The organism is Paradesertivirga mongoliensis (assembly GCF_024436395.1).
GTDB classification, from domain to species: Bacteria; Bacteroidota; Bacteroidia; order Sphingobacteriales; family Sphingobacteriaceae; genus Paradesertivirga; species Paradesertivirga mongoliensis.
Genome location: NZ_JAFMZO010000005.1, coordinates 117,921 through 141,746 on the forward strand (window position 1 = coordinate 117,921; position 23,826 = coordinate 141,746).

Annotated in this window: 20 protein-coding genes; 16 read left to right on the forward strand and 4 right to left on the reverse strand. The window is 39.9% G+C overall.

Translation table 11 applies throughout. From position 1 onward, the window contains the following. Positions 1–165: 165 nt before the first annotated feature. Positions 166–1,161: a type I glyceraldehyde-3-phosphate dehydrogenase gene (gap, locus tag J3P43_RS18725; protein WP_255905322.1), complete on the reverse strand. Its 996-nt coding sequence runs from the start codon at positions 1,159–1,161 to the stop codon at positions 166–168. A gap of 143 nt (positions 1,162–1,304) precedes the next feature. Between gap and J3P43_RS18730 the strand changes: the two genes are divergently transcribed. The 3 genes from J3P43_RS18730 (at position 1,305) to J3P43_RS18740 (ending at position 4,040) form a co-directional block, all read left to right on the forward strand. After that, positions 1,305–1,529: a hypothetical protein gene (locus J3P43_RS18730; RefSeq protein WP_255905324.1), complete on the forward strand. Its 225-nt coding sequence runs from the start codon at positions 1,305–1,307 to the stop codon at positions 1,527–1,529. Between the two features lie 132 nt (positions 1,530–1,661). Further along, complete coding sequence (locus tag J3P43_RS18735) at positions 1,662–2,528, forward strand: cyanophycinase (protein ID WP_255905326.1); 867 nt, start codon at positions 1,662–1,664, stop codon at positions 2,526–2,528. A gap of 270 nt (positions 2,529–2,798) precedes the next feature. Further along, positions 2,799–4,040 (forward strand): hypothetical protein, encoded by a 1,242-nt coding sequence (locus tag J3P43_RS18740; RefSeq protein ID WP_255905328.1) that lies wholly within the window; start codon positions 2,799–2,801, stop codon positions 4,038–4,040. A gap of 115 nt (positions 4,041–4,155) precedes the next feature. Here the strand turns inward: J3P43_RS18740 and J3P43_RS18745 are convergent, their stop codons facing one another. Together J3P43_RS18745 and J3P43_RS18750 are read right to left on the reverse strand one after the other, a co-directional pair. Continuing rightward, positions 4,156–5,007 carry a DUF4249 domain-containing protein gene (locus tag J3P43_RS18745; RefSeq protein WP_255905330.1) on the reverse strand — a complete coding sequence of 284 codons (852 nt, stop codon included), beginning with the start codon at positions 5,005–5,007 and terminating at the stop codon, positions 4,156–4,158. Further along, positions 5,004–7,379: a TonB-dependent receptor gene (locus J3P43_RS18750; RefSeq protein WP_255905332.1), complete on the reverse strand. Its 2,376-nt coding sequence runs from the start codon at positions 7,377–7,379 to the stop codon at positions 5,004–5,006. The genes J3P43_RS18745 and J3P43_RS18750 overlap by 4 nt, the downstream gene beginning before the upstream one ends. A gap of 1,051 nt (positions 7,380–8,430) precedes the next feature. On the opposite strand from J3P43_RS18750, the gene J3P43_RS18755 reads away from it, so the two are divergent. Further along, a complete protein-coding gene (locus tag J3P43_RS18755; RefSeq protein WP_255905334.1) occupies positions 8,431–8,646 on the forward strand; it encodes a hypothetical protein in 216 nt (71 codons plus the stop codon). A 607-nt stretch (positions 8,647–9,253) separates the two neighbouring features. Here the strand turns inward: J3P43_RS18755 and J3P43_RS18760 are convergent. Further along, entirely contained in the window at positions 9,254–10,000 is a 747-nt protein-coding gene (locus J3P43_RS18760; RefSeq protein ID WP_255905336.1) for a glycosyltransferase family 2 protein, read from the reverse strand. Between the two features lie 117 nt (positions 10,001–10,117). Between J3P43_RS18760 and J3P43_RS18765 the strand changes: the two genes are divergently transcribed. The 12 genes from J3P43_RS18765 (at position 10,118) to J3P43_RS18820 (ending at position 23,817) form a co-directional block, all read left to right on the forward strand. Continuing rightward, positions 10,118–10,906, forward strand: coding sequence for a polysaccharide biosynthesis/export family protein (locus J3P43_RS18765; RefSeq protein WP_255905338.1), 789 nt, complete (start codon positions 10,118–10,120; stop codon positions 10,904–10,906). Between the two features lie 5 nt (positions 10,907–10,911). After that, entirely contained in the window at positions 10,912–13,314 is a 2,403-nt protein-coding gene (locus tag J3P43_RS18770; protein ID WP_255905340.1) for a GumC family protein, read from the forward strand. Positions 13,315–13,331: 17 nt separating this feature from the next. After that, positions 13,332–13,826, forward strand: a complete 495-nt coding sequence (locus tag J3P43_RS18775) for a UpxY family transcription antiterminator (RefSeq protein ID WP_255905342.1) — start codon at positions 13,332–13,334, stop codon at positions 13,824–13,826. Positions 13,827–14,038: 212 nt separating this feature from the next. Then, positions 14,039–15,826, forward strand: coding sequence for an asparagine synthase (glutamine-hydrolyzing) (gene asnB / locus J3P43_RS18780; RefSeq protein WP_255905344.1), 1,788 nt, complete (start codon positions 14,039–14,041; stop codon positions 15,824–15,826). Further along, positions 15,819–16,943, forward strand: a complete 1,125-nt coding sequence (locus tag J3P43_RS18785; RefSeq protein WP_255905346.1) for a glycosyltransferase family 4 protein — start codon at positions 15,819–15,821, stop codon at positions 16,941–16,943. Before asnB ends, J3P43_RS18785 begins: the two co-directional genes overlap by 8 nt. Beyond that, positions 16,933–17,787 carry an ABC transporter permease gene (locus tag J3P43_RS18790; protein ID WP_255905348.1) on the forward strand — a complete coding sequence of 285 codons (855 nt, stop codon included), beginning with the start codon at positions 16,933–16,935 and terminating at the stop codon, positions 17,785–17,787. The genes J3P43_RS18785 and J3P43_RS18790 overlap by 11 nt, the downstream gene beginning before the upstream one ends. 15 nt (positions 17,788–17,802) lie before the next feature. Further along, entirely contained in the window at positions 17,803–19,074 is a 1,272-nt protein-coding gene (locus J3P43_RS18795) for an ABC transporter ATP-binding protein (RefSeq protein WP_255905350.1), read from the forward strand. Continuing rightward, entirely contained in the window at positions 19,064–19,876 is an 813-nt protein-coding gene (locus tag J3P43_RS18800) for an FkbM family methyltransferase (protein ID WP_255905352.1), read from the forward strand. The genes J3P43_RS18795 and J3P43_RS18800 overlap by 11 nt, the downstream gene beginning before the upstream one ends. Beyond that, complete coding sequence (locus J3P43_RS18805) at positions 19,873–20,676, forward strand: FkbM family methyltransferase (RefSeq protein ID WP_255905354.1); 804 nt, start codon at positions 19,873–19,875, stop codon at positions 20,674–20,676. Before J3P43_RS18800 ends, J3P43_RS18805 begins: the two co-directional genes overlap by 4 nt. 4 nt (positions 20,677–20,680) lie before the next feature. Continuing rightward, on the forward strand, positions 20,681–21,739 hold the full coding sequence (locus J3P43_RS18810) for a glycosyltransferase family 10 domain-containing protein (protein WP_255905356.1): 1,059 nt from the start codon (positions 20,681–20,683) through the stop codon (positions 21,737–21,739). Next, entirely contained in the window at positions 21,717–22,766 is a 1,050-nt protein-coding gene (locus J3P43_RS18815) for a glycosyltransferase family 10 domain-containing protein (protein ID WP_255905358.1), read from the forward strand. The genes J3P43_RS18810 and J3P43_RS18815 overlap by 23 nt, the downstream gene beginning before the upstream one ends. 55 nt (positions 22,767–22,821) lie before the next feature. Continuing rightward, entirely contained in the window at positions 22,822–23,817 is a 996-nt protein-coding gene (locus J3P43_RS18820) for a glycosyltransferase family 2 protein (RefSeq protein WP_255905360.1), read from the forward strand. Positions 23,818–23,826 lie beyond the last annotated feature (9 nt).

Genomic DNA, 23,826 nt, shown 5'->3' on the forward strand with positions numbered 1-23,826 from the left:
TCAGCGGATGACTGTGACAGACTTTTGTATATCGATAATTAGTAAGTCATCTGACGACTAACCGGGGATACGTCGCTTCAGCCCCCCTTAGTCAGCGGATGACTTACAAGATTCGGACAAGATAACGATTGTGATTAAGTCATCCGATGACGAAACCTCTCCCTTCTAAGACCGACGTTCTACTATTTTCTCTACCAAATCCGCCAGCCTGCTCGAATACCCAAATTCGTTGTCGTACCACCCCACCACTTTGGTAATTCCTCCGACAACCGAGGTGAGCAGGGAGTCGAATACACAAGAATGCGAGTTTCCGAGGATGTCTACCGAAACGATAGGATCCTCGGTATAATAAAGAATTTTCTTTAAGAAAGTTTCTGAAGCGGATTTAAAAGCTGAGTTGATTTCCTCTACTGTGGGTTGACGTTTCAACGTACAGGTAAAATCTGTGAGCGATCCGTTTAAAACAGGAACGCGGATACCAGCCCCGCCAAGTTTCCCCTCTAAAGCGGGAAAAATACTTGTGATGGCCTTTGCAGCACCCGTGGTGGTGGGTATAATGGAAGAAGAGGCGGCCCTGGCACGCCGCAGGTCCTTATGAGGTCCGTCGTGCAGGTTCTGGTCGCCGGTCATGGAATGTACCGTTGTGATATATCCGTTCACAATCCCCCAATTATCCTCCAGTATCTTGATCATCGGTGCGATATTATTGGTGGTACAGGATGCATTTGATAGCAGACTTGCAGCAAAATCGATTTCAGTTTCGTTCACACCGAGCACAACCGTGGGAACGTCGCGGTTCGTAGATGGCGCCGAAATAAGAACCTGCTTCGCACCTGCCTTGAGATGAAGTTCGGCCTTCTCGCGACTGGTAAATTTGCCGGTCGACTCTATTACCAAATCAATTTCCAACTCCTTCCATGGCAGTTTAGCCGGATCAGACTCGGAGAATACAGGAATAACCTTGTTGTTGACGATAAGACTCTTGTCGCCAGGCCTGACCGAAAATCCGGCCAAACCGTGTACAGAATCGTATTTTACCAGATGCGCCAATGTATGAGCATCCGACAGATCGTTTATTGCAATTACATCTATGTTCCGGCTCTGGAGAATCCTGAGTAAGGTTCTTCCTATTCGTCCGAAGCCGTTAATGGCTATCCTCATCGGGCATTTTTTATGGGCGAAGTTAACTATTTAAAAAAGCTGGGGCCAGAAAAATGGTTATTGCAGTGTAAAGACTAAGAAAAATAAATTCGGGACGCTAAAAGGTATAAAATTTGCGGGTTGCTTGCGCAAAAGCAAATGTTATGGAAAGCTTCAGAATAAACACCGTTGTGAACGATAAAGGCGAAGAGGTTCTGGTAATACCCGACGACTGTACATACGAAAGCATTTTTCACCTGGTAAAAGATGGCGCTGAATATTGCAAGCTTTTGTATACCGATAAATCCTGGAAGGTTCTTGGGGAAAACGAGCTGGAGCCTGTAGAACTTAAAGAGTTGACAAGAAAAATCGAAGATCACTATTTTTAAAATTTACCACTTCCTGACCGGAAGTGGTAAATACTTCCATTTATGTAAAAAACACCTCTTAACGGAATAAATACGCAGATTGTGGACGATTCAAACAAAAAACTGCAAGCTAAGTTCCTGTGATAAATCACGATGCGAGCAAAACCCATAAACGAATGTCCGGTGCCCAGAGGAATCCTGGTTATCATTGGCGGCAAAGAAAACAAAGGCGAAGACCCCGAGAAGGAAATTCAAAAAGAGAACTCTCAACCCCTGGAGATCCTCAATTCGTTTGTCTCCTTAATCTCTGGAAAGAAACCATCGATAGCAATAATTACAACAGCCAGCGGCGAGCCTGCTGAGATATTTGAAGAATATAGAAAGGCATTTATAGAATTAGGGTATGACAATCTTGAACATATCCACCATCAGAGCCGTGAGGATGCTCTTAACGACGACACTGCCGAGCGCATAAAAGCAGTGGATGCGGTGTTTCTAACCGGTGGCGACCAGCTTAAACTGACGACAATCTATGGCGGAACCGATTTGCTAATAACATTGAAAGAAAGATATATTAACGGCGGCATCGTTATTGGCGGCACCAGTGCGGGCGCTATGGCGATGTCGACACCTATGATTTATGCTGGAAACCAGGACGTACAGCAGATCACCGGTGCTATCCAAGTCACTACAGGGCTTGAATTTCTTAAAGATGTTTGTATCGACACCCATTTTGTAGACCGTGGCCGCTTCGTTCGGATGGCGCAGGTGATTGCCACAAACCCCACCTGTATCGGGATTGGAATTGAAGAGGATACGGCATTGATCGTCAAAAACGGCGTTGAAGCTGAGGTAGCCGGAAGTGGCATTGTTATCATGATTGAGGGGCATGAAATCACACAAAGCAATATCCTGAATTTCGGAAAGAAAGACGCCATTTCTATTCGAAATCTGAAAGTGCATTTAATGTCTAAGGGGGATGAGTTTGTGATTCCTCAGAGTAATCCTCCGCATATATAGGGGGCTTGGAGCTAATAATGACGATTTTTAACCCCTCAGTCCGCCAAAACTGTCTCGTTTCGAAACAGGTTTACCGCTGCGGACAGCTCCCCTTGAAGGAAGGGGAGCAGGTAAAACGCCTAAGTCATATACCTGTAAGTTATCAGAACTGATATGGACTTCTAAACAACAATCAAATATTTACAAAACTCAAAACAAAATACCCGGAAGTGGGTATCGCCGGGGCCATACCTTTAATGTACTTTAGCAGAATTAAAAACAATAAGACTCATGAAAAAAATTTTACTTGTTGCGATGGCCTTCGCTATCACTTTTACTGCGTGTAAAAAGAAATCTTCAGGCGACCCAGATGAAGTAGTAGAGGTGCCGATTGTCAATCCTCCGACAGACCTGCCTTACTCTACTCTGGCACCGGAACAACACAAGCAAAATCTGGAAGCGGCTGGTATTGATTTCGTAGAAAAGATCAACACCCTGCCAGACGAAAAATTTGTTGATGTATTAACTTTTCTGGCCGACTTGAGCCCAAGTGTATCTTCTACTTCTTCAGTTTCATCGGTATTGTCGATTGGCAAGGCTGCAAGCAAAAAGGATATCAAAGGCATTTTTAAAGCTACTACTTCGGCAGCAACGACCGAAAATAAAATCAGCGAAGTTTATGGAATATACACCTGGAACAAGGATACAGAAGAGTGGGATGAAGCTCCGTCCACTTCAAAACTGGAATTACGTTTTCCTTCCAGTTCGCTATCTGCGACCAACGACGCGACACTTACCTTCTCTTATGTAGCCTCTTCAGTTAAAGCTACTCTCGACGGCGAAACAGGCGAGCTTCCGGCTTCAGCCACTGCCTCTTTAAAGATTGCAGGTACCACTTCAGATTTGCTGAAGATGACTTCTGCATACGAGTACAAAGCAGACGGAACTCCTACAAAAGCGACTGTCGACATCACGTTAGGTTCGTTTGCATTACATACCTCAGTTAACAACACTACTAAAAACCTTGATTCTCAGTTCAGTTTGAAAAAAGGCACTGAGGTATTGCTAAGCTTAACCACAGCTGCTGTGGGTAACATGACCGTAACAAACGGAAATACCGTGGAAAACTTTGGCGACTTTTTGAAAAATGCTAACGCTACTTTTGAAATCATGAACATCAAACTGGTAGGCGTGGTAGATGTGAAAGCAATTGATGACGCTATTAATGTAAATCTTTCAGATTCATTGGAAAATGTAAACGAAGCTCAGGCATTAAATACTCATGCTAAATTCGTTGCAATGAATAAGAATGACAATACTGTGATCGCCAAAGTGGTGTTTGTTCCTATTTCTGACCCATACTGCTATTCTTATTATAACGGAACTAATTGGGTTAACGAATGCTATAATGACTACACACTCGATCCACAGTTAGTATTCAAAGATGGCTCTAAACAAACTTTCGAATTCTTTACAGAACAAGGCTTCACTCAGTTAATCGATGAGATGGACGCTTTCGGTGAAAAATTCTAATAATTAACCTAACGCTCTATTACATGAAAAGGCTGCCAATGGCGGCCTTTTTTTTTACAGAATACTCTTCTTCTCTAATTGCGTGGCATTCCCTGCCGAACATCCAAAATTCGTACTAAGGCGATGCTTTAACCTGGTATTGAGACGAACCATAACCGCACCATATACCAATACCTTGCCCCTTTATATTTGATGTAATCTTACCTGTAGAGCCTATAAGCGGATTTGAAGAGTTGATAACTTCGTCCTGAAAAGAGCTCCAGAACTCATAACCCTCTTTAGGAATACTGGAGAATTTTAGCATTACGGTTTCACCGATTTCAAAATAAGGATCATTTTTCACCGTCAGATTATTTACAGGCGCACGGTTTGCTTGTATGATTAACTGTTTGCCGTTAAAATATTTATCGTCCTGATTGGATAGAAGAGTTGGTGTATAGCGCTTTACTGATCCGGTTTTCGTGTAAAGCTTGTAATAATTCTTTTCGTCAGGATTATCTGTAAATTTTAAGAAAAGCTGAGCTTTATCATTGTTCTCACCTTTTCGCACGAACCAAATAGAATCAAGCGCTATCCGGGGAGGGATACTTGTACTGGCGGTAAGAATTTTTCCCTCATATTCAATTTTAAGCGTATACGTCTTTCCGGCTTCTCCTCTCAACTCGGAGCCCCTGTAGATGTAAGGCGGAAAATAATTGGTATCCCGTCTCGACGACAAGATCTCTGTACGAGTGCCGTCGCTGACGCTCACTTTGGCGTGCCTGATCACAAAATCAGTTAGCTGGGCCGAATCAAGCGTAGCAAAAAAAGGAATATTGCGTGATAAGATCACATAAGGATAATCACCCTGCTCAATCCATCCCTCCACAACGATCTTCGACCTATAATCGTCTGCCCCGGAAGGATCATTCTTTTCACAACCCGACAGCACGAAAAAACCTATAAATAAAAATAAAATCCTTCTCATTTGTTTCCTTTAAAGAATATACGATAATTTATAGAAGGCAAAACCGGCAGTATGGTAACTGACTTAGAGGAGACAGAAACCCGCTTTTCTTTCAAATCTCCTTCAGCCTGAAAGTAGACATAAATCGGATTCTGCTTGTTGTACACATTATAAACCGAAAGGCTGAGCTCGGAACGGAAATATTTTCTCGGTTTTGACTTATAGGTAGCCGAAAAATCCATCCGGTGGTAGGCGGGCATCCGGCTTCCGTTAAAAGGCCCATATTCGTTCACCACATTTCCCGATATCAGGTAGCGACTAACCGGACTTGTATAGGCACTTCCAGTAGCATACGTAAACGACCCTGAGAAGCTCCATCGTTGGTTAAGATCGTAGGCCGATATCAGAGAAAGATCATGGCGCCTGTCGTATTTTGCCGGAAAGCTTTCGCCCTTATTTATTTCATCAAAGCTCCGGCTGCTTTTTGCCAGCGTATATCCTATCCAGCCGGTAAGCTTTCCGGTTCGCTTTTTCGCAAAAAACTCGGCTCCATAGGCAGTCCCCGAACCGAACAAAAGATTGTTTTCTATTTTCAAATTGTCGATTAAATTCATGATCCCACCCGAAAACTCAACCAGGCCATTCATTTTTTTAAAATAGACATCGACATAGGTTTCGTATTCAGAGCCGAAGTTTCTGAAGTAACCAAGAGAAATCTGCTGGCCCTTCTCCGCAGGCAAGGAGCTTAAAGAAGGCATCCAGAAATCGGCGGGAAAGTTTACTGCGGTAACAGATATCAAGTGCAGGGGCTGCACATTTCGTGATACCGACAACTTCAGAGAAGAATTATCCGTCAGCAAATGCCGCACCGCGAGAGATGGCTCCAGAAACGTGAAGGCAGAGACCACCGAGTTTTTTGAATAGCTGGTTTCTGTTTTGTCCTCATGTTCCATCGTATAAGGCCCTTTTTGTCTGTAATGCGTTAAGCGCACACCCGCATAAATGCCCGTCACATCCGAAAGTTCAAATTCATCACTTGCAAATACCGAAGTCTCATCCGTAAAATAGGTATTCGGAGTACCAAATTCATAATCCAGTCCGAACGAGGTGATTGATGGAGTATTGGGTTTCAACTTATGATCGATATACTGTATTCCTGCTTTCAGATGATGCTTTTCCAGGTAAACCGATACATTGCTTTTTAAATTGTAATCCTTAATATCCGAGGAAATTCCTGCCAGAAAATTATCCTGTTGAAGTCCGAAATTGAAATGATAACCAGAATAACTTGCTGTAGTATTGAGGATCACATTGTCTCTCAGTATCGACCTCCATGTTAAAGAGGAGGCCGTATTTCTCCAATCCATACCATTGCTCACATTAATCCTGGCATTAAAGGCAAAATCATCCCCGCCGGTGTAAGCCGAAAAGTACAGAAAGTTTTTGGGCGTAATCCGCAGGTTCGAATTCAGGTTGAGGTCAAAGAAATCATATCTGATATTATTGAAAGTCCGGGCGTCTAATCCAAGGCTGCTCAGCTGCGGCCAAACGGTGTAGTTCATAAAGGTTTTCCGGGCTGATGTTGAAACCGACCAGTTAGATGTGATCGGCGTTTGCACATTAGCGGATGCTGCAAGTAAGCTGATATCGCCTTCGGCTGATACCGAATCGACTATTCTTTTACTGCTATTAATTTCAATAATGGAAGAGAGCCTGCCGCCAAATTCGGCGGGGATGGCAGATTTATGTAATTTAATTTCCTGCACAGCGGTGTTGTTAAACACTGAAAAGAAGCCCAGAAGGTGCGATGGGTTATAAATAGTGGCATCGTTAAACATAGTGAGATTTTGTCCGGACGTACCTCCTCTCACATAAAAGCCCGAATTTCCGTCGCCCCCCTTTGCCGAGCCGGGCATTGCCTGGATTGCTTTCAGGGGATCCCGCTGCCCTAAAAAAGCAGGTATCTTTTCGATGTCTGTGCGGGTGAGGGTCTGTCCGTCGGGTGCGATCGTCTTTACACTTTTACCCTTCGCAGATATAGTCACTTCTGCCATCAGGGAAGACTTTTTGAAAAGCGCAAAGCGTACCTGCTGGTTCGCATTTACGCTGAGCTCCTGATATAAGGTATCGTAGGCAAGGTGGCTGAATTGCAGTGTATGCTTTCCGGCGGACAACTTAACACTAAAATATCCCTGGTCGTTGCTTAATAATTTTGTACTTCCATTTATGCTGAGACTTGCATTTGATACCGGGGCCTGACTTCTTCCATCATAAAGATACCCTTCGAGTAGATATTGATCCTGTGAAAAGACGGCATGAGCGCTGCAAACCAGTAAAAAAATAAAGATGGATTTAAATACCGGGAAACGAAATATTGAAATGTAGCTGTACAAAGCTATGCGATTGTAGAAATGCAAAATAATCCCCCCAGGTGTAAGCAGTAAATATAATCAATCGAGGCAATTATATCGAGTTAATGATTATTGGCCAAAACAGATTATATTCTTCGAGGGCTCAAGTTACTGGTTGAGGTGTCGATAAGCAATACCAGAAAGTGGGTATATGGGTGGGTGATGGAAGATGATATCCTCCCCTTCTTTTTATAAGGACGGGATTAAGGGGAGGTTTGGAGGCAATTTTTGGTCGAAGAATTCTGGGTGATGGTACATACAATGACAATGGTTTTAACCCCTCAGTCCGCACGAAGATTGTCATGAAATATGCTTGCCGCAGCGGACAGCTCCCCTTGAAGGAAGGGGGAGCAGGTAAAACGCCTAAACCGCGACATACCATAACTATTGCAGCTAATGTTATCCGCACCTCATTCAAGAGCCTTTTATCGCACCAGCTAAGGCGCTAACCTCCCCTCCTTCCTTTAAGGAGGGGATTAAGGGGAGGTTTAGAGGCAATTTTTGGTCGAAGAATTTTGGGTAACGGTACATACAATGACAATGGTTTCAACCCCTCAATCCGCAAGACGATTTGTCCTGAAATAGATTTACTGCCGCGGACAGCTCCCCTTGAAGGAAGGGGAGCAGGTAAAACGCTTAAACCACGATACACTTATTTATCGCACCTGCTAAAGCGCCATCCTCCCCTCCTTTTTTCAAGGAGGGGAGGATGGGGAGGTTTGCGACGCGTTTCTGAAAGAAGAATTCCATGACAACGATTTTTAACCCCTCAGTCCGCAAACGATTGTCCTGAAATAGATTTACCGCCGCGGACAGCTCCCCTTGAAGGAAGGGGAGCAGGTAAAGCGCCTAGGCCGCGACAATACCATATCTATTGCAGCTAAAGTTATCCGCACCTCATTCAAGAGCCTTTTATCGCACCAGCTAAGGCGCTAACCTCCCCTCCTTCCTTTAAGGAGGGGATTAAGGGGAGGTTTGGAAATTCCGAAACCATTACCACACATCTACAGTTATATCTTAAAACACAGCTAGTATGATCAATAATCAGAGTGATAAACCCGAAAAATTCGAACCCAAAGACTCTAAACGCAAGAACATCAAACACCCTCAGGATGATGACGAAGCGGTTGTAAAGCCTGAAGATCTGGAATACAATAAACAGGAAGAAGACTTTGGAAATGTAGCTAAGTATAAAGAGCAACGCGAGCAGCCGGTGTTGCCGATAAAGGATCCGCCGAAGGATGTTTAAGATATGCATCATACAAGCAATACTCCCCGAAACTGTCCTGCTCCATCGGCGTTTTGATACTCTATCCATACTTCAACTATACTGTAAGTATACAGTATCTATACAGTTGTCTCGTCCTGAAATGGCTATATGTCTCGTCCTGAAATGACAATACAGGTTTGTTAATTAATTGTAGATTGGCTATACACTGCAAAGTGGTAATTGTGACTGAGCTATACAACCACATGGTCATTTTAATTGTGGTTGGTCTTACCCTATGTAGAAACACATTGGTCTCGCTATGGACATCGAAAAACTAGATAAGTTAGTGAATCACTGCAGAACGACCACCTCAAGGCGCGAACCGCTCTATCGGTTTAAATTAAGGTGGCCCCTGGGGATAGTCAAGAACCGCTCTAGCAAGGCCCATCCTCCGTTCATCCTCCGTTTCTCGTAGGTTTTACCCGGTGTGGGGGCAGGCTTATGCTTAGCCTAATATAGCTATAAGTGGATATTGATTTAATTATAAATCGGAATACACCGCAGGATTTTGATTTTACAGGAGCTATATTATCCTGATCTATTAACGTGAGGCCAGGCCCGTGGTGTGTATGTAGAAGCAATTAAGCTACAATCCGAGGAACTGGTGAAGTTTTCTTAGCGGCTTTAAGAGCGCGACTATCCGCGGGAAACGGATACCATTCAGTCGCATGGCTTCCAGATCTGCTTTATTCGCTTTGAGGCGATTATCCAGGGAGCTGTTACTCATCCCCCCTGTTCGCATTTTAACAAGCACTTCGGGCAGGTATAACGACTTCAACTGATGCTTGTGTAAAAAACGCATCATTAGTTCATAGTCGCCGGCAGTACCCATATCCAGGCGATACTTGCCATATAGTTCAAACATCTCGCGCTTCACAAAAAAAGTTGGATGAGGAGGCATCCAGCCCCACTGAAACAGGCCCTGACGGTAAGGCTTCGATTCCCACTTACGGGTAACTTTAGAAGTATTCTCCTTGTCTACATACCACAGGTCGCCGTATAAAACATCAGCTTTTGAAAGTAAGAAAGCATTCGCAACATTGCTAAGCACCTCGTTTGAAGCAAAGAAATCATCCGCATGCAACACTCCTATCACATCTCCCGTTGCCAGCGCGATCCCCTTATTCAGCGCATCATACATCCCCTCGTCTTTTTCTGAAACAATCTGACTGACAATGCCGTAAGAATGGGCAATATTTAAGGTATTATCAGTTGATAGGCCATCAATAATGAGGTATTCAATGTCGGGGTGGGTTTGCTGCTGTACGGATTTAATACACGTATCCAAAAACTCACCTGCATTATACGTAACCGTTACGATGGAAATCATCATCTTAATCAAGAAGGCCTTTAACTGATAAGATTTAAATATGTTTTAAAAAATTGATATTTTTTGGAATATCTGAAATTTAATAAGCATTTTTAACACCATCTTATAACACTCTCATTGATGAAATTAAAAAAGGGGAAGTTCCTGGGGGCAATTTTATTATCTGTTTTTTTGCTCTCTTCTTGTCGATCTTTAAAAAACACCAATACTTTATTTCTGAGTGAGTATGATAAGTTCGCTGATACGGCTAAGTCGGTGTATGTGGCGAACGAGAATTTTGCCCCTAAAGACTTCACGTACAAGATCAAGCCATTTGATCAAATTGCTCTTAGGAACATCCAAAATCCAGATGGCTTGGTCATGTCTACTAATGCTGAAAACGTGCAGTCAGGAATAATTTTTCGTGTGAATAAAGAGGGCTTTGTAATGTTACCCGTTATTGGAGAGGTTAATATCAACGGGCTCAGCCAAGCCGAAGCAGCCCAAAAAATCCAAGACATCTATAGCAAAACGTTGTTGAAAAATCCTCTTATCGAACTCACTGTTTTTAATTATAAAGTTACTCTACTTGGAGAAACGTCGACGCCCGGCAATTATGTACTCGAAAGAGACAATGTTGATCTGATTGAGTTGTTGGGTAAAAGCGGCGGTCTGCTGCCTTCTGCGGATCCACGGAAAGTTAAAATTATTCGTGGAGATCGTAAACACCCAGAAATCATTTATGTAAATCTAAAAAACTTAAACACGCTCGGTAACGATAAACTGGTGCTTCAAAACAACGACATTATTTATATTGCACCGCAGAAATTAAGTAATATTTCAGAGGGCCTCAAGAATTATTCAGCCATCATCCAGCCGTTATTTTTAATTCTCAATGCCGTTATACTGTACAGTACGATCGGAAAATGAATAATATGGAAGTTCAGAACGCAAACAAACTGCCCGTTCAAAGCATAGATTATCTAAAAGTCCTCAAAATTCTGTGGAGCCGATGGTATTGGATTGCTGCGTGCATTTTTATATCTCTAAGCATCGCATATGTATTTCTTTGGTATACGCCAAAAGTTTACTCCACGAGTGCATCTCTAAAATTTGTCGAGGAAAAATCCGAAATCACTGAGCTTTTGGCGGTTAAAAACATCTATGATCGTACTAATAAGGTCCAAACTGAAACTTATGTTATCCAATCTAGAGATGTGCTTCTTAATGCCATTTCTCGTTTAAATTACAGAGTATCTTATTTTGTAAAGGGGAGGGTGAGAACTTCAGAATTATACCCTGAAATCCCCTTTCCAATTGAAATTATTTCGCAGGATTCTATAAATTTCTATCGGGGACTGTTTGACATCAAAACAGTTTCACATAAACAATTTGAGCTAAGTTATAGCATTGGCGAAAAGGAAATTAACAAAGATTACAACTACGGTGAGACCATAGACCTGCTAGGAACTAAATTCAAGGTGCTAAGCGGTCCAGCCAACACTGGAAGCGTTTATTCTATAAAGTTTAATTCGAAAGAAGATTTTTTGGGCCGGGTAATTGGAAGCTTAACCATGAGGGAAGCCGCTAAAAGCTCAAATGTACTTATGCTGACCGTAACAGATCGCAATCCAGTATTTGCAGCAGACATATTAAACGCAATATTAAAAGAATACGTTTACTTTGATGGATACCGAAGAAGCATGTCTGCTTCTCAGACCATCGCTTTTATCAATCAACAATTACAATTTTTATCTGGACAAGTGAAAACTGCAGGTACAGCATTGGCAAATTTCAAGAGCAGTACAAGAATATTAAACCTTTCTTCTGCGGCTGCGACAAGTACCGGTGAGGTGTTGTCGAAGAATGATCAGAAAAAACAGTTAGAACTCGAAGAATTAACCATCAAACAATTAGAAGACCGTATTAAAAATAACCTAAATTCTTCCGAGTATAATTTCAATGTAGAAGGCAAGGTAGATGCTATGCTAGCTGGTCTAGTCGAAAGGCTAAATTCCTTTTTCCTTGAAAAAGAACGAAAACTAGCTATTTTCACTCCCAATTCAGATCAAATAAAGGCAATCGACAAGCAGATAGATGACATAAAAAAAGCAATAATCACAAACATTCAAAATTACAAAGACCGAAACAGCAGGCTCCAGAGATATGTTGCGAAAGAAATATCCGAAGCTGAACGGGATGTAACCTCGTTACCAGCAACGGAACGCAATTATATTAACCTTCAAGCCGACTTTGATATTAATCAGAAGGTATTCTCCTATTTATTTGAAAAGAAACTTGAGGCTCAAATAAGCAAGGCAGCAGTTGTACCCGGTGCCACCATAGTTGAGGAAGCTACACCGGGCAGAAGGCTAATTTCCCCGCTTCCAGGAAAAATATACACCTATGCTTTTTTATGGGGAATAGGGGTGGGGGCAGGTCTTATTTTGCTTATAAGAATCATCAACCCATATATCTACGATAAAGAAACGGTGGAAAGCCTCACTTCTATTCCTATTATTGGCGTAATACGTGAGTTTCCTGGATTTATTGATAACGATAATACTCAAGCTTTATCTGTCCAAAAGCCCAAGTCAATTTTTGCTGAATCTGTGCGTTCGGTTAGAACTAATTTGAGCTTTTTAGCCGGGGAAAAGAAGAGTAAAGTAATCTGTATTACTTCAGAGATATCGGGAGAGGGAAAATCATTCGTTTCAATAAACTTAGCGAGCACGCTAGCCTTAATTGATAAAAAGGTTGTTCTTGTTGCAGCAGATTTACGTAAATCAAAACTGCATAAATCATTTAATACTGACAATCAAAAAGGACTAAGTACTTATTTATCAAAGCAACACGATTTAGATTCAGTAGTTGTGAAAACAAGCAACGAAAATTTAGATTTTATTCCTTCAGGGCCAGTCCCTCCTAACCCTTCCGAATTACTTCATACTCAACAACTGAGAGATTTAATTGCTAGGTTATCGGAAATATATGATTTTGTACTACTTGATACAGCTCCCGTAGGTTTGGTTTCGGATTCAATTCCATTAATTAGACATGCGGATATAAATCTTTTCGTTATAAGGTCGGGTGTTTCACGACTCAATGCAGCAACCATCCCTGACCGTCTATCGGGTGAGTACAAATTAAACAACGTTGTTATCGTCCTAAATGCAGTGACTGATGATGCATTTCATACAAGGTATTATAGCAGTAACTATACGGGTGGAACATATCAATACTATTATTCTGACTATTCAGGGTATTCGGGTGATGGATATTATTCTGACGACCCGAAACCCAAGTGGTGGAATATTTATAAACGGTTGAAAGGATAAACGAATTAGTCGTGGGAATGGATGTGCATTGGTATCCGGTTTACACTAATCCAAGGGCTGAAAAAAAAGCCTTTGAAGCATTGGAACAAAAACGCATCTCCACTTATCTCCCCCTGCACAAACAACTTCGTCAATGGAGTGACCGAAAAAAATGGGTTGACCTTCCTTTGATTCCCTCCTATCTCTTTGTTCAGATTAGTATTACCCAAATGGTTGATGTATTAATGTGTAAGGGGGTGAGCCGTTTTCTTTACTTCTCGGGTAAAGTAGCCACCATACCTGACCGACAGATTAATCAACTAAAGCTATTACTGGCGAACGATTACGAGTTAGAAGTGGTGGAAAAAATATTTGAACCTGGGAAAACAGTGATAGTTAAAGCTGGTCCTTTACAAGGCTTGCGGGGAGAATTGATCTCCTGGCACTCCTCTCAAAAATTACTGGTTCGGATAGATTATATTGCTCAATCAATTTTGGTGCAAGTCTCACCCGCTTTTTTAGAGGTACTTTAAACAATACCCCACAATTTTCCAAAGAAATATTTTCTTTGCAGAGTTGCTTGGATGGTATCATATTATTACACAAGACCCTCGTTAAGATGAGTCGTCAAAGGTTGGTAAAAGTGCAGTTCCAAAAACGAAATGGGACTGAGGAGGCGAAGCTGTGCTTATTCCATCCTATATATTTTTTAGTCCTTTACAAACATACCTAAAGAGCGATAACTGTGTGCCGTATACTAGGAATTGTATCCTCAAAGACTACTTTAACTGAGACATATCAGCAGGTTAGCCAGATGTGTAAAATTTTACAACATGGTGGGCCTGACAATGAGGGAATTTATCAAAACACAGATGGCACTGTTTGTTTGGGGCATAGAAGGTTATCAATCTTAGACCTAAGTGCTGCGGGCCATCAGCCGATGTGTTCTGACGATAAGCAAATTTGGATTTCTTTTAATGGCGAAATCTATAATTTTAAAGTTCTTCGAAGAGAACTCATTTCACTCGGATATAGCTTTAATACCAATACTGATACAGAGGTAATATTAAAGGCGTATCAGGAATGGGGAACGCAATCCTTCTCGAAACTCAAGGGAATGTTTGCTTTCGCCCTTTATGATGAAAGGGACCGGCAGGTTTATCTGGTTCGGGATGCCGCGGGAATCAAACCTCTGTATTTTTCAGTTAATAATGGAGATTTGGTATTTGCGTCTGAAATAAAAGCGTTTTCCATCTCGGATTTTAAATTTGAGAAGGATGAAAATTGGAAAATTTATCTATTAGCTTTTGGACACATTCCTGAACCTTTTACCACATTAAAAGGTGTACATAGCCTTGCTAAGGGCCACTATTTGACGTGGAATATAGCTGACCTGTCCTATATCATTAAATCTTTTAAATCATTTTCATATACAAAAGAGATAACAGACATCGAAGAGGCAATATTTGAGGTCAAGAAAAGCCTGACGAGCTCCGTAATTAGTCACCTGATTTCCGATGCACCTATCGGTGTTTTCTTAAGTGGAGGGATCGATTCAAGCATACTTACCTTGATAGCAGATCAGTACCAGGGCACTAAACTAAACTCTCTCTCTATCAATCTGCAGGAAACCGATTACTCTGAAAAAAGATATCAGGAAATGGTGACCAAAACCATACAAGGTTCACATAATGAATTTTTCATCAACTATAAAGAATTTATTAAAAACTTTGAAACCATTGTGAGCAGTATGGATCAGCCCAGCACCGACGGTATAAACTCATGGTTTGTAAGTAAATACGCAAAGGAAAATGGATTAAAAGCGGTGCTTTCAGGGCTGGGCGGAGATGAATTATTTGGTGGTTATCCTTCCTTTCAGCGTATGGACATGTTATCAGCCATTAAAAAGCTTCCATCGGCATTGATAAAAGGCACTGAATACCATCCAAACCACAAATATAAACGGCTGTACTATCTCAGTTATGACAATCCGGTGGGAGAATACCTCTTTCTGAGAGGCTTTTTTACCCCCCCGCTTATCGCTTCGATACTTGATGCAGATTTAAAAGAAATTGACAGCATCGTTAATAGCTTTCCTTTATCAAAAGAGGTAAGCTCTTTAAGCGGTGGTAATCGGGCAAGCTGGTTTGAAACAAATATGTATATGCAAAATCAGTTGCTTAAGGATACTGATTACATGAGTATGAGTCATGGTATTGAAGTACGGGTTCCATTTTTAGATCAGGATTTAATTTCGACAGCGCTAAGAATTGACCCTAAAGTAAAATTCAGCCGCCAGCTTCACAAAGTACTGTTGATAAAAGCTTTTAAAGATGTATTGCCTGAACCGGTTTGGAACAGAAAAAAGATGGGCTTTAGCTTCCCTTTTCAAGAATGGATGTCCCGTTTCGAACAAATTTCTAATCCCGATAGGTACAGAAATAAGACCACAAAAAAACTGATTAAAGATTTTCATAAAGGAAATTTGCATTGGTCATCTGCTTTTGCTCTCTATCACATCAATAATGCCTAAAAAAATCCTATTTCTGACATTAAGAACGTTTAGCATTACCGGGGGTATCGAGAAGGTGTGCAGGGTATTAACTCGTGCGTTGTATGACTTAAGCGAAAAAAGCTTAATTGAGCCTAAAGCTTTCTCCATGTATGATAAATCATCTGACCGTGATGCAAAATATATATTACGCACGCAATTCAAAGGCTTTAATGGGAGTCGTATCCTCTATTCATTAGCGGCGATTAGGGAAGGAATTCGCTCTGACACTGTAATCTTAAGTCATATAAACTTGCTTTTTTTAGCTCTGGTAATTAAACGCTTATCTGCAAAAACCAGAGTTATTTTATTTGTTCATGGAATAGAAGTATGGAGAGATTTAAAAAGTTGGAAGGCGGATTTCCTTCGTAAAGACTGCGACGAAATCTGGGCCGTTAGCGACTACACCTCGAAAGAAATCCAGAAACGACACAGCATTCCATCTCAACGCATTAAGGTCATTCATAACTGCCTTGACCCTTTCCTTGAAATTCCGGTTGATTTTAATAAACCCGCAGATTTAATTCGACGTTACAATCTTAATATAAAAGATAAAGTATTGTTTACACTTACCCGCCTAACGTCAAGTGAATTATACAAGGGATACGATCAAGTAATTGCAATAATACCAAGATTGCTGACTCTTTACCCGACACTAAAATATCTGATCGCTGGGAAAGCTGATACAGAAGAACGGTCACGCCTTAGTAAGTTAATCAAAGACAGAGGGTTAGAACGTCATGTTGTTTTATTGGGATTTGTTCCTGAAGAAGAGCTTAGTGAGCATTTCCTTTTGTCGGATGTATTTGTAATGCCGAGCAGAAAAGAAGGTTTTGGTATAGTGTTTATTGAAGCTGCGGCCTGCGGGTGCAAAACCATCGCCGGCAATCAGGACGGAAGTGTTGACGCGTTAATGAATGGACGACTGGGAACACTTATTTCTCCAACAGACACTGAGGCGATCTTTCAAGCAATAGTAAATAATCTAGAATCTGACTATACAACCGATTCGGCTTTAAAGATACAGGCGATGTGTGTACAAAGCTTTAACTACGAAGCATACTATCAAAAAATAAAAGAACGCATTTGTGATAAATAACGCAACTAAATGGGAAATAAGTCCTGCCAACTCCGGATTTGATCTTAAGCTGAAAGAAACTTGGGAATACAGGGATTTGCTTGGATTACTGGTGAAACGAGACTTTGTATCCTTTTACAAACAGACAATATTTGGGCCGCTCTGGTTTCTAATTCAGCCTGTTTTTACTACAATTATTTTCACTTTTGTTTTCGGCAACCTTGCTGGCATTTCTACCGATGGATTACCGCAGCCATTATTTTATATGGCAGGCATTACCGCCTGGGGATATTTTGCTGAATGTCTAACAAAAACTTCTACCGTGTTTAAAGACAATGCTAATATTTTTGGAAAAGTTTATTTCCCGCGTCTGATTATGCCTTTGAGTATCGTCGTATCAAATCTGGTTAAGTTTGGAATACAGTTCGCTTTATTTTTGGTCATTATGGTTTACTACGGAGGAAAGGAAGCAGATTTTGAACCGAATCGGTATGTACTTTTATTCCCGGTTCTTATTTTTTTAATGGCAGCACAGGGACTGGGATTGGGTATGCTTATTTCAGCAATGACCACAAAATATCGTGATCTGGCGTTTTTAGTAAGCTTCGGTGTTCAATTACTTATGTATGCGACAACTGTGATTTATCCACTTTCTATAGCAACAGAGAAGTACCAACAATTTAGCTGGATCATTGAGTATAATCCTATGACGATGATCATCGAAACGTTCCGTTACGGATTTTTAGGAGCCGGCAGCTTCAGTTGGGAGTCTTTAGGATATACAACCCTAGCATCCTTTATTATAATGCTATTGGGCATAGTTGTTTTCAATAAAGTGGAGAAAAATTTCGTAGACACTGTATAACACTAAAACAAGGCTATGAGTGAAATCGCTATAAAGGCAGAAAATGTATCCAAAGCTTATCAGCTTGGAGAAATTGGCACGGGTACGATAAGCCGTGACCTGGAACGCTGGTGGGCTAAAATAAGGGGGAAAGAAGATCCCTATCTCCGTATAGGAGAGACAAACGACCGCGCTCAAAAGGGCAGCAGTGATATCGTTTGGAGCTTAAAAGACATTACTTTTGAAATTAATCAAGGCGATGCAGTAGGTATAATAGGACGAAACGGAGCTGGAAAAAGTACCTTATTAAAAATTTTAAGTAAAGTAACCTCACCAACTACCGGGACTATTAGTGGAAAAGGAAGAATTGCAAGCTTATTGGAAGTCGGAACGGGGTTTCATCCAGAATTAACCGGTCGGGAAAACATTTTTCTGAATGGTGCGATACTGGGTATGCGAAAAAGAGAAATAACCAGAAAATTCGATGAGATTGTTGATTTTGCTGGCGTAGAGCGATATATAGACACCCCTGTAAAACGCTATTCCTCAGGGATGTATGTTAGGCTTGCATTCGCAGTAGCTGCGCACCTCGAATCAGAGATTTTAATTGTTGATGAAGTTTTAGCGGTGGGAGATGCCGAGTTCCAGCGAAAATGTCTCGGAAAAATGGAGGATGTCAGCAAGGGAGAAGGAAGAACGGTGTTATTTGTGAGCCACAACATGGCAAGTATCAAAGCGTTGTGCAATCGGGGGATTTTATTATCCCAAGGGACTATTACATCATATGGCGATATAGATACCGTTGTAAATGAATATTCGGAATTACCTTTTTCTATAAATCCTAGAAAAAGGACTGGAACCGATAATGTAAGAACAAGTTGTATAAAATTCTATAACTCTGCAAAAAGTACGATATCGGGCAATGACCTCCTATTTAATAACCATCACATCATCGATCTATACTTAGAAGTGAAAGAACAGTGTAAAGACGTAAGCATAGCTCTCTGTTTTAATAATCTATCAAACCAAAGGGTAACGAGTCTATGGTCAAAGTTTAATGGCGAGCTTTTTACACTTACACCAGGATTACAAAAACTTGAGTTTGATATCCCTAAAATCAGATTAATTCCAGGCTGCTACGAGGTAATTATCTATATAGAATCCAAAGGGCAGGTTCTGGAACTGATCTATAATTATACTGAGGTGACTATTTCCATGCCATCAGATACTGCTTCACTTGAGAGCCCCCAGCAGATAACAGGATATTTTGTAGAAGACTTCAAAAATAAACTAGTTTATGATAATTAATTTATTGCGCAAAATCAAGTTCAGATGGACTCAATATAGACACTGGGATTCAAGAATAAGAGATGTGATGTCTTGTCCTGACAACGATAATATCCAGAGGGTTGCACAGGCTGGAAAAATCATTGACAATCATCAAATCATGCACAATGGCCAAAAAATCATTCTTGGCAGTTATTACGGTAGTGGGATTACTGACATGCTTAAGAGAAACAAGGGCGTTCACGAGCCACAAGAAGAATTCGTTTTTTCGAAGGTAATAAATTCACTTACGGACAGTCCGGTTATGATTGAACTTGGCTCGTATTGGGCGTTCTATTCCATGTGGCTACTTCAGCAAAGACCTGCCGCAAGAGTTTACTTATTTGAACCGGATGAACATAATTTGAATTATGGTATAGAAAATTTTAAACTTAATCATCTAACCGGCGATTTCAATCGTGCGTATATTTCAGACATGGTCGATATTGCGTCAATCCCAAATACACTAAATTTACCCTACATTTTTGAAGACAAAAATCTAGATTTCGTAGATATACTACATTCCGATATACAGGGAAATGAGCTTAGTCTGTTAAAAGGAGCTAAAGATTTACTGCGTGAAGAAAGAATTGGATATTTATTTATATCAACACATGATAATGAGATACACAACGCCTGTATCAATTTCATAAATCAATTCAACTACAATATTTTATGTGAAGCTGACCTCAATCGCACTTTTTCTTACGATGGGCTAATTGTTGCAAAATTGGCGAAGTATGCAGGTGTGGAAAATATAGAAATTAGCAAAAAGCTGTCATGACTTTAAGATCACTCATTAAACAACGTCTGATTTCTCATTTCTGGAACTTGAAAAAAAAGTTCAAATACTTTAGTACAACAGTATATTTCCCCAAGGATAGCGCCCTTTTTAAACGAGCAATGAAGGAAGGGATTTACGAATATGATAACTTAAAAATAATTCGTGCTCTTGCAAAACGCGAAACAACGGTTCTTGATGTTGGTGCAAACATTGGATTAATGGCTATTCCCTTGTTAAATATGGACGATTCCCTTAAAATAATTTCGATAGAAGCTTCTCCCAATACGCTTCCCTATTTGAATAAAACATGGAATGACTCAAATTATCATGACCGTTGGCAAATTATAGGTAACGCTGTTTCAGACAGGAGTGGCATAGTGGATTTCCATTTGGCAAAGCCGTCGGATGGAGCTTACGACAGTATTCGGGATACACAAAGAAAATCATATTCTGAGGTTGTAAAGGTAGAGTGTACTACAATCGACGAAATATGGGATAGTGTGCAAAGAACCCACATTTCTCTTATTAAAATTGACATCGAAGGCGCAGATCTCCTAGCGTTAAAAGGTGCGACCAATTGTATAGAAAAATGTAGACCAGCCATCTTAATGGAGTGGAATCAAACAAATATTCAACCTTTCGGCCTCAACAATAATGATTTGATTGAATTTGTTAGAAGTAACAACTACTACCTTTATGCACTGCCGGAAATCACTAAAATATCATCCAGTGATGAATTAAACTTATTTAGTATCAGAACTGAAAACTTTTTGCTACTGCCGAGCATGGTGACCAACTAATTTAATGAATTCCAACTATAAAATCATCAAATTAACCACCCCCTGGAAATCAAAATTCCTTTACAATACTATTGATAATCCTAACCTCTATTTATCTCAAACTCCGGGTGGAAATGGCATTTACGGAGACTACAAATTTGAGGTTAATAATGACATATCAGAATGTGATTATTGGTTCATCTATGGAGGGTTAACATTAGGTGAACTAAAACAAAAAGTTAAATGCCCTATTGAAAACATCTTTTACATAACAGATGAGGTACATTGCAACAGATTTTATGTTAAAAAATTTCTTGATCAATTCCCAAATGTAGTTACCTGCAGAACAGATATTCACCATAGAAATGTTATCAACTACCATGAGCTATTGATCTGGTATCTTCATAAATCTTATGATGAAATTGCGAATACAACAACCATCGAGAAAACAAAAAAGCTATGTATCATTAACAGTAATTTGGTTGAAACACCGCTGCAACGAACGAGGTATGAACTAACCCATAAATTGATTGGTCATTTCAAGGATAAAATAGATGTGTTTGGCCGGGGACATCAAACATTTACTGATAAATGGGATATTTTAAAAAACTATAAATACTCTGTAGCCATTGAAAACACGGTGCAGTACGGGTATTTCACTGAAAAAATAGCAGAATGTTTTTTAACACACACTTACCCCCTATATTATGGTTGCCCTAATATTGCGGACTATTTTGACACCAGAGCCTTCACAACCATTGATGTTAATGATTATAAAACGTGTATTCGTCAGATAGAAGAAGTCATCGAAGAAGACCTCTACGAAGAAAAAGCAGCAACAATTCAAGAACAGAAATATAAATACCTTAATCAATATCACTTGTTCCCAGGTATTATTAATTTAATTCAGCTGCATGGCAACTCAAACACAGTTGCTAAATGGAAAACCATTTATACAGAGGAGTACTTTAAGAGATTGTACTGGATGAAAAGGTTTATTCAGGTTATAAACAATCGAAAAATCTCTGAAAAATATAAGTTTAACATAAACTTATATGTTGATGGCGATTATGCAAATAAATAACGTGAGCCCTAAAGTAAAAATTAAACTGAAATGTATTAATGGGATCAATTATTCTGACGCTATCAGCGACATACTTTTTGAGGTAAGTGATGTTTTCGATTTTGAAGAAAGTTTAACTGACCCCGACTATATCATTTTTGGCCCATATGGAAATGATTTACCTCCAAAAGGGAACTATACGCGAATAGGATATTTCTGCGAAAATATTATACCAGATTTGTCAGTTTGCGAATGGGCATTCGGTGTTCCCAGAGAAGAGGAAATTAATCATCCAAAATATAAAAGAATACAATGGCATGGGTTAAACCCTAAGGCCCTAATCAAACAAATAGACGATAATGATTTAGATAGAATTGTCTGTTCGAAAACTAAGTTTTGCAATTTTCTATATTCGCATAAAGTTCCATATCGCGAAGAGTTCTTCAGGCAATTGTCGAGGTATAAAAAGATAGATTCGCCAGGTAAATCCATGAACAATATGTCCTCTATAGACTCCATGTATCAGGGAAATATCTGGGAAAGAAAGAAACAATTTTTATCTGACTACAAATTCACCATAGCTTTTGAAAACTATTGTTATCCTGGTTACCAAACTGAGAAACTATATGATGCAATGCAATGCTCAAGCATCCCTATATACTGCGGGGATCCCTATATACATGAAATATTCAATACCGAAAGTTTTATAAATACCTCAGATTATATTAAAATAGATCAAGGCAAACTTCTCAACCTAATTGAGAGAAATGCACAGTTCAACTTTACAGATATACGGCCTATGTTCTTTTATCAGCCACAGCATAGGCTTCAAAGAAAGTTTAAATCTTTACTCAGGGAGTTAAAAATGTTTTGGCAATTCAACAAATTAAACTTCAGCCCTTTAATTGATAAAATCATTGAAATTGACACGAACCCCGATCTTTATATACAAATGTTGAAAAAGGCCTGGTTTAAAGATAACAACACTCCAAGAAAGTTATCAACCAAAGATAGATGGTTGGAAATCTTTAGTATAAATGATAAATAACCGATATTGGCGCATTAATATCCGTAGCTGGATTCTCAATTGCTTCTGTTAAATAATGGAAAGGCCTATTGTTTCTATAATCATTCCGTTTTATAACACCGAAAGGCATTTAGCGTCTTGTATTGAATCTGCCATCAACCAAAGCTGGCCGAATACGGAAGTTATTCTTGTTGATGATGGCTCCACCGACAACTCATTGAGCATCGCAACCCATTATCAAAATGAGCGAATAAGAGTGTTCCGACAGAATAAAGGAGGAGCTAGTGCCGCAAGAAACAAAGGTTTAAGAGAAGCTAAGGGGGATTTTATTCAATTCTTGGATGCAGATGATTTTTTACATCCTGATAAAATAAAATCACAAATCGAGTTATTAGAAGTTGATGACGATAAAGTAGCGCTTTGTCCTACCATAAGCTTTATTGACGGCAACGACCCTGATTCAAAGGTTACGAGGCATGAGTGGTATAAGAATGCAACTGACCCGATTGATTTTTTAATAAAATTATATGGTGGGGGCTTTATAGGCCCTGAATATGGAGGTTCAATACAGCCTAATGCCTGGCTCACACCCAGAAAAGTTATAGACCAGGCTGGCTTTTGGAATGAAGATTTAAGCCTGGATGATGATGGAGAGTATTTTTGTCGGGTTGTTCTAAGTTCCAGCGGTCTAATTTATTGTGATAAATCAATAAATTATTATAGGAAATTCAATCACCAAAGCAATTTAAGTGCGCAAAAATCAAACACTCATTTTAAAAGTCTTTTGAATGCGACAGTTTTAAAGTCTCAATATCTTTTGTCAAAAAGCAATGATGATATTTCACGCAAAGCTATTAGTCGATGTTTCTATGACTTAGCATATAATTCTTACCCCATGTATAAAGAGATCTATTCAGAAGCTTTATCAACCGCCAAAGCACTCTATAACATCGAGTTTAATCCTTACAAAAGTTATCATAATCAATTATTGTCGAATCTAATGGGTTGGAAATTTGTTAAAAAGTATCTTTATACCTTGAGTCAGATTAAAACCAGAATTAAAGATTTTTAAGGTGATATT